The organism is Rhodopseudomonas sp. B29 (genome assembly GCF_000333455.1).
Classification (GTDB): Bacteria; Pseudomonadota; Alphaproteobacteria; order Rhizobiales; family Xanthobacteraceae; genus Rhodopseudomonas.
In genome coordinates this window covers 1-9740 of the sequence record NZ_BADD01000018.1, presented here as the reverse complement: position 1 = coordinate 9740, position 9740 = coordinate 1, and the positions used below count along the sequence as shown (strand labels likewise).

11 protein-coding genes and 1 pseudogene are annotated in these 9740 nt (G+C 56.5%); 2 read left to right on the top strand and 10 right to left on the bottom strand.

The features are described 5' to 3' along the window. Positions 1-177 precede the first annotated feature (177 nt). Entirely contained in the window at positions 178-657 is a 480-nt protein-coding gene (locus I5M_RS00580) for a hypothetical protein (protein ID WP_022719625.1), read from the bottom strand. 264 nt (positions 658-921) lie between these two features. Continuing rightward, the gene (locus I5M_RS00575) at positions 922-1728 is read right to left on the bottom strand and encodes a hypothetical protein (protein WP_148287795.1); all 807 of its coding nucleotides are present in this window, start codon (positions 1726-1728) and stop codon (positions 922-924) included. Between the two features lie 335 nt (positions 1729-2063). Here I5M_RS00575 and I5M_RS34340 point away from each other — a divergent pair. Then, a pseudogene (locus I5M_RS34340) lies at positions 2064-2192 on the top strand (IS3 family transposase); the annotation flags it as partial. Between the two features lie 21 nt (positions 2193-2213). Here the strand turns inward: I5M_RS34340 and I5M_RS31920 are convergent. The 8 genes from I5M_RS31920 to I5M_RS33280 all read right to left on the bottom strand — a co-directional run bounded on the left by I5M_RS31920 (position 2214) and on the right by I5M_RS33280 (position 9187). Further along, positions 2214-2924 carry a hypothetical protein gene (locus I5M_RS31920; protein WP_148287794.1) on the bottom strand — a complete coding sequence of 237 codons (711 nt, stop codon included), beginning with the start codon at positions 2922-2924 and terminating at the stop codon, positions 2214-2216. Between the two features lie 194 nt (positions 2925-3118). Beyond that, on the bottom strand, positions 3119-3367 hold the full coding sequence (locus I5M_RS00565; RefSeq protein ID WP_022719622.1) for a DUF2442 domain-containing protein: 249 nt from the start codon (positions 3365-3367) through the stop codon (positions 3119-3121). 73 nt (positions 3368-3440) lie between these two features. Next, positions 3441-3620 (bottom strand): DUF3606 domain-containing protein, encoded by a 180-nt coding sequence (locus I5M_RS00560; protein ID WP_022719621.1) that lies wholly within the window; start codon positions 3618-3620, stop codon positions 3441-3443. Positions 3621-4094: 474 nt separating this feature from the next. Further along, positions 4095-5126 (bottom strand): serine/threonine-protein kinase, encoded by a 1032-nt coding sequence (locus tag I5M_RS31095; protein ID WP_083909467.1) that lies wholly within the window; start codon positions 5124-5126, stop codon positions 4095-4097. Beyond that, entirely contained in the window at positions 5099-5566 is a 468-nt protein-coding gene (locus I5M_RS31915) for a hypothetical protein (protein WP_148287793.1), read from the bottom strand. The genes I5M_RS31095 and I5M_RS31915 overlap by 28 nt, the downstream gene beginning before the upstream one ends. Before the next feature lie 411 nt (positions 5567-5977). After that, positions 5978-7846 carry a TniQ family protein gene (locus I5M_RS00550; RefSeq protein WP_148287792.1) on the bottom strand — a complete coding sequence of 623 codons (1869 nt, stop codon included), beginning with the start codon at positions 7844-7846 and terminating at the stop codon, positions 5978-5980. Positions 7847-7857: 11 nt separating this feature from the next. Next, the gene (locus I5M_RS00540) at positions 7858-8952 is read right to left on the bottom strand and encodes an ATP-binding protein (RefSeq protein ID WP_031334857.1); all 1095 of its coding nucleotides are present in this window, start codon (positions 8950-8952) and stop codon (positions 7858-7860) included. Between the two features lies 1 nt (position 8953). Then, the gene (locus tag I5M_RS33280; RefSeq protein WP_210161605.1) at positions 8954-9187 is read right to left on the bottom strand and encodes a hypothetical protein; all 234 of its coding nucleotides are present in this window, start codon (positions 9185-9187) and stop codon (positions 8954-8956) included. A gap of 319 nt (positions 9188-9506) precedes the next feature. Between I5M_RS33280 and I5M_RS33275 the strand changes: the two genes are divergently transcribed. After that, a partial coding sequence (locus I5M_RS33275) for a hypothetical protein (RefSeq protein WP_040771492.1) occupies positions 9507-9740 on the top strand: 234 nt, incomplete at its 3' end.

The window sequence follows — 9740 nt, the reverse complement described above, 5'->3', positions numbered from 1 at the left end:
CGACAACCATGGATATATCATGAAAGCCACTCCGCTAAACAAGGTTGAGCGCGGCAAGTACATCATTTCTCAGCTGAAGAAGTGCGAGCCCTTCGATTTTCCTGGAGGCGCGACTGGACTGACTGCAAGGATGATTCCGGTGTTTTAGGACTTCGGGGCTACGCTCGGAACGTTTGCTCAGCTCTTGACGCATCCCGCGCTGAAGCGCTCGACGATCGCCTTCAGCCCCTTCACCGACCAAGTGTCCTTGAGGCCGCCCGAGACGCGGATCGGCGCTCCCGCGGTCAGGACGCCGAGCAAGGATTGGGTCTCGCCGGGAGCAAGATCCGCCCTCAGCTCAAAGGCCCCGGTCATTTCAGAATTCTTGCTGAGCACCGACTTGCCATTCAGCGTGACGGATTGCGTGCCGCTGGCCAGCGTGACGCTCAGCTTCTCGCCCTTGCCTTTGCCCAGGCTCTTGTATCCACCCAGTCCGATCTGCACCGCGCCGCCCTTCGAGCAGGTCAAGCGCAGCACATCGTCGGCTTCTTCCTCACCGGCCGGCATGCCGAGCACTTCGGCGGGCTGCTTGGTGAACGTCCACCGCACCTCCGCGGCCTGGGCCGCCGAGCAGACCGACAGAGCCAGCACGAGCGTGCCGGCGAACGCGAGACGCATGAAAGTTCTCCCAAGATGCGCCGGTCGTTCCGCGACCCCGGAGCGGGCGCAAACGCGGCAGCGTCCGCCCGAACCCCTGCCGCGCCGGCGCGACCAAAGCTCATGGTGAGACGCGCTGTTGGGGAAGATGGTTCACGGCCGTAGAGCCGAAGGCGGAATAGCGAAGCGCATTGCGCCTTCGAGGTAGATCGGCGGATAATGCTAGGTTGATCCTCCTGACGAGGAGTACGCCTTGTCGGACCGTCTGCCGATCAGCGGCAATACCTAGTCAAGCCCCACGGCAGGAGGAAGAATGACAGGCGTAGCGTCTGGGTTCGGCTTGGTCTCATTTGGCAACCATTCATAGCGCGGAGGACGCGGTGGTGGTGGACTTGCCGGCACCACTGACCTTGTCGGCACTGACACATGTCTCGCCCGTTCCTCAGCCATTTTCGACTCGAGCTCCTGCCTACGTGACTCAGCAAGTGCCAATGCTATCGTCAGCGCTCCCCTCGCAGCCTGATCGGATGGCGCCTTGCTTCCGCGAGACTGCTCGACCTGTAGCTGTGCATTGATTTCCTGTATGCTCTCGTCGATTTTGTTGTACGTCTTTGCGGCCGATTTCAGCTCAGTGCGGAACGGCTGAACAGGCAACTGTGCAATATGCATACCGCTGTCTTGAGATGCCTCATCCCTGCTTGCGGGCGACGTGATCGACCCTCGAGCACTGGCCTCGGTTATTAATTTAGCATTCGTTGCGATTTTGCCCACAAACGCGAAGTGCGGGTATTGCTCCGCAAGCATCACGAGAATACGTGCCCGCTCGGCATCGCCCGAAATTCCCAGGGCTGCAATCACGAGCTGAGCAACTTGATGCTTCTCAGTTGCAAGGCGCGCAGCCTCCATAGTCTGAACTTGCGGCCTTTGGAAAAAATAAAAAACAGTCAGAGCGATAGCGACGAGAGTAACGAAGTTTGCCAGCTGCAAGCGAAAGCCGCGACGCGAATACATAATCTCTAGCTGAAGCTTTTGCAGCTCCAGCTCTTCCTTCGAAACAGCTCTCGAAGGTCCTTCCTTAGAGTCTTCAGTCATGGATCGTCCCGCCATCAGCGGAAATCATAGACCCGCTCTTTTAGTTTCATCAATACTACGAGCGGCCATGGGCGCGCGCGACTACTCCCACGATTACTCCTCACACCAAAAAATCAGAGCTGAACCTCCTTTGGCGACGGCCTCCTTTTGATGTCCTTACCTCATTGCCATAGCAAGTAGGGTGCAATAGCGAGCCGTTGCGTCGGATATTGACGAGTGGCGGCTTGCGCTTAGCTTGTCTACCCTACGAGCTGATCCGCCTCACCAACTGAGCCTGCTGTTAAGTGAACCGCCCCGGGTTTGCCGGAGGCTCCAACTCCTGAGAGGATGGAGCCATGACGAGCAAGACGACGAACAAGTTTTCACCCGCGGTCCGGGCCCGCGCGGTCCGAATGGCGCTCGATCATGCGAGCGAGCATTCGTCGCGTTGGGCGGCGGCGACGTCGATTGCCGCGAGCGGCGGACGCTGCGCTCCGCCCTATGGGCTACGCCTGCCCAAGAACAATCCGCCTGTAGATTTTCGTGCACGTCTCAACGTCAGGTACCGGCGCTGCTGGTGATGGCGAAGGGGCAATGTAGAATGTGATTGTCCGGCCGCCGACATTTCCCTGGTAGAATGGCTCGGTGAACGTATCGATGCCCTTCCGCGCCTTCCGCAAAGCGTTCGCCGTAGCAAATACATGCTCAAAGCTGTGCTGTCCGACTGCTGTCACGGCTTTGGTAAAGAACAATTTGGCGGAGTTAACGCTCGTGAACACAACTCTATCGATATGCGGACCAGCCGCTAGAACTTCCGCGAAATCCATGAACGTTGTATCGACACCCACGATGTCAATGCCGGAGTCTGACGAGTCGCCTTCATGACCGGGCTTTCGCCGATAGCTTTGTAGAACATCGCGCATCCATAAATTATGGCGCGTTAGCAATTCCTCCATAAGCTTGACCGTGTCTTCGACGGAGGCTTCTGGCGACCCCGGCTCGGCAAAAATCTTCCGGCCTTCAGCATTCTCCAGATAGACCCACATCATGTTGGACGCAGACCCGTAATAGAAGTCTGCATCACAGCCCGGCTTCGGCCCTTCATGAGGCGGCCGTGGCAAGGAGAAGCGCGGCGGAGGTGCCGTTCCGACGATCAGCGTTCTCGTCTCGGGTGGGATGGCAATCGAATTATAAGGGTGGTGTTCAAGCGAACTCATTTAGAATGCCACGATAATATAAGTGTTGATAAAAAGCTTGTGGGAGTTCAACCGAATCGTCTTCGGGAGTCAAGCGTCGGCATGGCTGTGGGCTCGTAGGGTAGGCGAAGCGAGGCGTGCCCACGAGCGGGGTCTTTGGGGCGGCCGAGGATCGACGTAGGCACGGTGGTCCGCGCCTTGGTCAAACCTATGGACTACGCGGCAGTTTCCGAGCCTTGCGTGACGTCGCCTCGACCGGCGAGCAGGCCGGCGACGGAAATGTCCTCGTCGAGCGCCTCCCAATGCAGGCCGACGCGGCTCAATTCTACCTGGGCGCGCTGCGCCGGCGTTGCCCGGAGCAGCTGTGGAAACCATGCCAGCGGCACGCCGAGGGTTCGACCGTCCGACAGGTCGACCCACATTGTGTGGTCGTCAAAGCGGACGCTAGTGGCCGAAATGGTCATAAAGAAATTGTAGCCCGGATAGAGCGAAGCGCAATCCGGGGGTAGCTCTCGGTACACCGTAGGCTGCGCTTGCTCATTTGTTTTTTAGGTAATTGGCGACCTTCTTGACTGAAGTGCCAACCGCGCGCACCGCTCCCGCGATTTGTTGGCCGGAGACGCCGAACTTCTTCTTCCAGTATTCCATTTCGTAGGATTCTTTGGTGTTGATGCGGCTACGGTCACGGTAGTCGCGCTTGCTCTTGTCATCGGCCATTCTGTATCCTCCATAGCCAACGTGTTACAGCGAGTGTAGGCGCAATAGCGAAGCGTGCCGTCTTTGCCGCGGGCGGCGGATCACATTGGGCTGGTCCGCCCTATCAGCCAATCCACCCGACGAGCTCACGCAGGCTACGCTCGCTGTTTCCGGACTTCAGCCCGTTTTTGTCCATGTACTTCGAATAACTCGGCAATCTTAGACCAAGTGAGCTTGTACCCGTATGTATTTCCGTTCGGGAACCATACAGCCGAGCCGTGCGAGATTTTTAGATCGCCGAGCTTCTCCTCATTCCTGCGGATCTCAAGGCAGACGTCCGCTCGACCGATCTCAAGTGGAGGTGTTGTTAGTAGAACTCGGTGGGTTGCCATGCTAATTCGCCCTTCTTTTTGAGCAATCACCAGACCAAATATTTGATCGAAGTATTCGGGCCGGCATTTTCGATTGATGTGGCCATATTCCGTGCAATTACACCTAAAAAGTGTGGCCGTATATCCACCGCTCAACCAAATCCCTCGCGGCCGAAGCGCTGTTTGCGTTGCTGCAATTGACGTTCCTGCGCCTTCCATTTATCGTGTAGAGGCATTGAAAGGCACCTCCGCCGATAGCGCGAAGTTCATGAACCTGTTTGCCTATTCGAGCGGACCAATGATCGGCGCTAACTTGATTCCAGTCCTGCCTTATCCTTAGTGACTCCAGTGCTTGACGAAACTCCCTGGCTGATTGGTAGCGCTTCGCTGGCTCGGCATTGCATGCCCTATTACAGATTAGGCGAAGTCGCCTAGGAACGTAGTTACGATAGCCAATTGATGGAATCACACGACAAAATCTGATCGTGTCGAGTGAGTGAATCTTGGCAGCGAGGTTCTTATAGTTGTTGATTAACTGAAAGAGGGTCATTCCTGTGGCAAACACGTCTGTAGTAACGTTGGTCAGTGCGTCGTTGATTACTTCTGGTGCGCAGTACACAGGGGATCCTGCCCCGCTTGCGGTTAAAGCCGAGGCCCCGTCTGTCGCAAGGCCAAAGTCGGTCAATTTTGCGCGTTCCCCAACTAACATTATATTGGCTGGCTTAACATCTCTATGAAGAACGTTCTTAGTATGCGCATGTTCAAGGGCGAAGAGTGTGTCGATAATTATCTTGATAGCCTTTCGTATCGAGACGTGCTGACCGAGGAGTTTGGCGGCCGATCCACCTGAGATATATTCCATCTCGATCGCCGCGAACAAAGTTCCAGCATGGTCTGCTACTACATCAACGCCATACACTGATACGATGCGATCATGCTTGCATTGGTCAAGAATCTGCGCCTCAAAATGGGCGACGAATCTATTAGGGTCCTGATTCTCGACGAATTTTACGGCGCTGTCACGATTCATTAAGTCGTGATGCATCAGGTAAACCGTGCCGAATGAGCCGGAGCCGACGTTTTCCAACGTCGTGAAATTTCCGATCTTTTGCCCACATGTCAGTTGCACTACGCTGTCTCCCGAAGTGCTCTCCATGCCACAAGAACTGCTCCCTTTTGAAGGTCGTCCCAGCTCGGTGGATGTACTCCAAATGTCTCGTCAACGGCGCTGATGGGCTTCGTGGTTTTTGCCAGTCCAAATGGTCCGCCACTTCGCAGCGCTTGTGGAGAATAGGCGAATAGCTTGATGGCGCGCTCGCGGCTAACGAGCGCCAATATTCCGGCTGGCATTATTTGGAACGTAGCGCAGTCGGCTCCTTTGCTCTCCCAGACATTCCGCACCGCGATTAGGTTGGGCCGGAACTCCTCAATTAGTGCCAGAAAATCCGATTTATATCGCTCCATCAGTTCGGGAAGCGGTAGCCCCGGATCGATCTTGATGACTCTTCGATCAGTTAACGAGAGGTCGTCATCATTGCGCTCAAGGAGCACCGATCGAATGCGTCCCTTCTGAAAGTTTATCCCCAATGCAAGCATCAAAAACTCCGCCAGCGAATCTATTGGTTCCCTTATCTACCACTTTAAGGTGTGAAAAAAGGGGGACTCGCGCCCCCTTTTTTTGATGCTGTGACTATATGGTGTTGAGGTAGTCAAAGGATGCCGCAGCGCACTTCGTAAGTAATTGAAAACGTTCATCTGGAATCTCGAAAGTGCCGCGGAGCAATCCAAATGCTCGCATTGGAGTGCCGCAGTTCAGCTACTCATAGAATGCCTCAGCTGCGGCAAACTGTGCATGATCTTTCTTTCAGACGATGACTCATTCGTTGTCGGACGGGACGTGATGAGCAACGTGATGGTGTCGCCGGAAAAAAAAGCCCCTCGCTTCCGATTTCCGGAGAGCGAGGGGCGTTTTGATGAATGGAGTGTGAGGTGGTGAGACTGCGGCGTCTAGGTTTGAGAGGCGTTCGTCTCGCTCAAGGTCTTTGGAAGTGTTCGCCGGTCGTAGAAGGGAACATTGACATCGGAGAGTACAAATGCCGGGTCGATCGTCATCGCGTCAAGTCGCGGACGGAGGAGGTGTCCTCTGGTCCCGAGCTCTCTGGCGAGGACGTCGATAGATGCGAACCTCTCCATGAAATCCTTGAGGGCGTCCTCGCGGACGTATGTTTGAGGACAGCGGTTCACCGGGTTGAGCATTTCTCCAGAGGGCAAATGGTTGCCCTTGATCAGGGCCTTCACGGTTGCTGAGGACGTACGCAGAACTTTCTCCACGCTTCGCAGCGTCAAGCCGTGCAGTTCGGGACCGCGGACGTGCCTGCCAACCTCAACCGGATCCACCAGAACCGAAAGATATCCGGATACGTCTGGCCGTCGCGCGACCCTTTCGAGGGACCCGTCCAAGAGCAGCCTTACGATCTCCATTGCCGCACAGTTGGCGCGCCTGGCCGCGTCAGGAATAGGAAGCAAGTGACCGCCCTGGTCTCCCTCGAGCGATCCATCGAGCAGACGGGCGAGAAATGCGTCCAGGTCCTGCTTGGCAAACGCATGGTTCTTCAACCGGTCGGTTCTACCCCTGATGAACGGCTGGATGAAGCCCGCCTCGAAGAGCAGCCGTTCATGAGGTCGAGGGGCATTGATGTATTTGCCTGCCTCTTTGAGAGACATCGCACCCTCAATGCGCTCGAGAAACGGCTGGGCTCTCTCGGCTTCAAAGAGGATCCTGTCGTCCGATCGATCCAAGCAATCCGCTTTGATGACGTCGGCGGCGAGCAGCAGCTTCCGAAGCCGTTTGGGATGCGCGCCAAACTCCAGCGATGCAGAGTGCAGCGAATGCAGTGTGCGAGACTCGACCGGCTTCCCAAAGATCTCGTCTCCAGGGCCGACCGGCATGGTGTCGATCACATGCCTGGTGATGAGGCTACGAAGAGGAGCATACGCCTCATCCGAAATTTCATGCGCCAACCATTCGTAGAGGCGACCAAAGATCGACCGTGGTCCCCAGTCGTGTTTTGTCGCTCGAAACGAGTCCTGAAGATCCGAGAGCAACGAACGAATGCCGTCCTCGCCACTCTCGGCAATTTCGTAACCGCGACCGCCGCAAGCGTGCCAATCGTCTTCCGTCAGAGAGTTAACGTAGAAGCGGATTCCACGCGAAGCTACAGCCCCGAGCATTTCGCTCGCTCTTGCAGCCGCATAGAATGGCAGCCGATTTAACCAGCGGGGCTGCATTTGCTCTGGATGGAGAAGGCGCTCGCAGAGATAACTTTCCAACCCGGAGAGAGGGCGCTCTTTCGATGCGCGAATGAGTTCAGGCAGCGCATCAAGCGACGGCTTAATGAGAAGAGCGAAATCATGCACGCGGTGCGGATTATCGTCTTCGACAACTTGAACCAGGGCGGCATTGTGTCGAGGACAGGTTCTGATCGATCCAATCTGCCAGAGAGTGCGCCCATAGGGGCGTACGTCTCTCGGACCATCCAAAAACTCTAGGTCTTCGTGAAGGCAGACAGGACAGACGCGCATGGAAGACCTTGCCAGGCTGTCCCGCACGACCTCCTGCTGGCGAATCCGATAGCGACGGTCTCCAACTTTGACAATCGCAGCGTCCGAAAGCCGGCTCAGGTCGACACGGCAACAGGCTGCAATTCTTCCGAGGGCGCCTTGGTTGCCGTCAACTACTGCTTGGAACGAGAAGCCCATGTCGAGGCAGAAATCACGGGCGGTTCGGCCTAAGAGTTGACCGGCTCGCGAGCTGAAGCTCATAGGTGACTCGCCATCACGAAGAGTCGCCGCCATCTTGGAATGAATATAGTTCACGCGATACTCCGTTACGCTTTCTTGGACTTTCTAGTCTTCTTTTTGGGCTTTTCCCCGGAATCGCCTTCAGCCGGAGGCTCCTCGATGTCATCGAGCCCGGACGTATCGATGAGGTCCCAATCCGAAGCGACGACGAAGACGTTGTTTTCCGGAATGCAACCGGTGCGAGCCGCATAAGCCGCAGCAAAGTGTTCGGTCAACAAATTGGGATCGTCCAAGCGGAGAGCATTCCCCACGGCGTCCTGAATGAGTTCGATAACCACGCCAAAGCTGCCGTTTGCTGCGTGGATAAGGCGACCGATCAGATCATTGTCCTGAGCGATTGCACACTCACGGCCTGCTTTGTCTTTCCCGTAGAACGTGATGAGTCGACGGACCATCGGAATCTCATCCGGAAATTTGAGCGGCCAGAACACGACATGTCTGGTGCGACGACGAACTTGGATGTCGTTCGCCAAGAACGTTGCGACACTCGGAAGACCAGAAAGGATTAGCCAAACGGGCCAATGCTTATCCTGCAGCAAGCCCTTCAGCGTGTCCTGCATCTTTCCAATTTCGACAGAATTGCGGGATTGAAGGACGTGCTGCAGCTCGTCGATATGCAGAAATTTCACCTGTCTCAGCGCGAGCGTCTTTCGAACGAGATCCCAAGCGACGTTTTCATCAAGCCTTCGCGTCAAAGGGTACCCCAGGGCCTTGAGAATGCTCTCGCCCAGAAGCCGCAGAGTGCAAGGCGAGGGCGCCGTCACCGATACGAGCAAGCAATCGGATTCCGGGCGTCCGTATCCCGTAAATTCCTCGCGCTTCAAGAACACTCGATCGAGGGCCCGCGATTTGCCTGCTCCCGAAGCTCCGGTAACCGTAAGGGCACGGCCTTCCCGGAGGCGCCCGACACGGCGGCTGCCTTCGGCTCCTTCAACTTCGAGGAAGGAGTCGATCAAAATGCTGATCTCTTCATCGAGCAACTTGTCGCGCTCGGTCCCAAAATACGCCGACTGGAGCTGCGTCATCGTGGCGCTTACCGTCGACCGCGGTTGGGAACGGAGGCGCCGCATGCGCGCGATCGGATCTTCAGCCTCAACAGGGGTTAGCATGCTGTCACTCATCTCAGTCCTCCACAAACCAGGCACCTTCGCCGCCATCGTCGAACCCGTCTCCGGCATCGCTCGGCCCTTCAATATTCTCTTCCGCGACGCTGCTCTCGCTAGCTACTTCAAGTACTTCCGGTCCGTTCTCCGGGCCTCGGACAAACTCGAGATTCCGAACGACATCGCGCTCGAACCGCCTGAATCCTTCAGCACTGAGGAGCGGCGAGGCGATCCCGGCGCGCTGGGCTGCCATCCGAGAAAACTCCGAGATGTCACGGAGAGCTTGGTGAACGACGGATTCGCTAACCTTTGCCGCCTTCGCGTGGGTCTTTCGGATGACTCGGGCGGCGCTCATCCAATGGTCGACGGATACGCCTTCAAGACCAGAGGTCAGACAACCAACGGAGATCCATCCCTGATCGGAAGGAGTGTTGGTACCCGGTTTCGGACGCACAGAGACACGACTGAGATCGCTTCGGTCGATCCGAACCAGGACCGGTTTCGTGCCAGTCCGGCGACGTAGCTGTTGCAACTCCGCCGATTGATATTTCAATCCGATTGAAGCGCACCCCATGATTGCCGATCCGGGCTTCACGAGTGATGCCGAAGATATGGCGGTTGACCTCTTTGTCTGGAGGCGGGATCACAGGGAAGATTCTGGTCAAACGGAGCCACGCGTTCCGGGGCGTCTCCCCACCGAGACCAGCGTGCGGCGTGTTGTGATAAACGTCGACGATCCAGCGAACGAGGAGCCGCCCGAGTTCGGATGCGTCCAAGACGGCGTTCGCTTCGGCGTCGTAGTCTCC

Excerpts from the sequence above, each read along its gene's own strand:
- I5M_RS31920 (WP_148287794.1), bottom strand. The coding sequence starts at position 2,924 with ATGAGTTCGCTTGAACACCACCCTTATAATTCGATTGCCATCCCACCC.
- I5M_RS31915 (WP_148287793.1), bottom strand. The coding sequence starts at position 5,566 with ATGCTTGCATTGGGGATAAACTTTCAGAAGGGACGCATTCGATCGGTG.
- I5M_RS00565 (WP_022719622.1), bottom strand. The coding sequence starts at position 3,367 with ATGACCATTTCGGCCACTAGCGTCCGCTTTGACGACCACACAATGTGG.
- I5M_RS00540 (WP_031334857.1), bottom strand. The coding sequence starts at position 8,952 with ATGAGTGACAGCATGCTAACCCCTGTTGAGGCTGAAGATCCGATCGCG.
- I5M_RS00560 (WP_022719621.1), bottom strand. The coding sequence starts at position 3,620 with ATGGCCGATGACAAGAGCAAGCGCGACTACCGTGACCGTAGCCGCATC.
- I5M_RS33280 (WP_210161605.1), bottom strand. The coding sequence starts at position 9,187 with ATGGCAGCCCAGCGCGCCGGGATCGCCTCGCCGCTCCTCAGTGCTGAA.
- I5M_RS00575 (WP_148287795.1), bottom strand. The coding sequence starts at position 1,728 with ATGACTGAAGACTCTAAGGAAGGACCTTCGAGAGCTGTTTCGAAGGAA.
- I5M_RS31095 (WP_083909467.1), bottom strand. The coding sequence starts at position 5,126 with ATGGAGAGCACTTCGGGAGACAGCGTAGTGCAACTGACATGTGGGCAA.
- I5M_RS00580 (WP_022719625.1), bottom strand. The coding sequence starts at position 657 with ATGCGTCTCGCGTTCGCCGGCACGCTCGTGCTGGCTCTGTCGGTCTGC.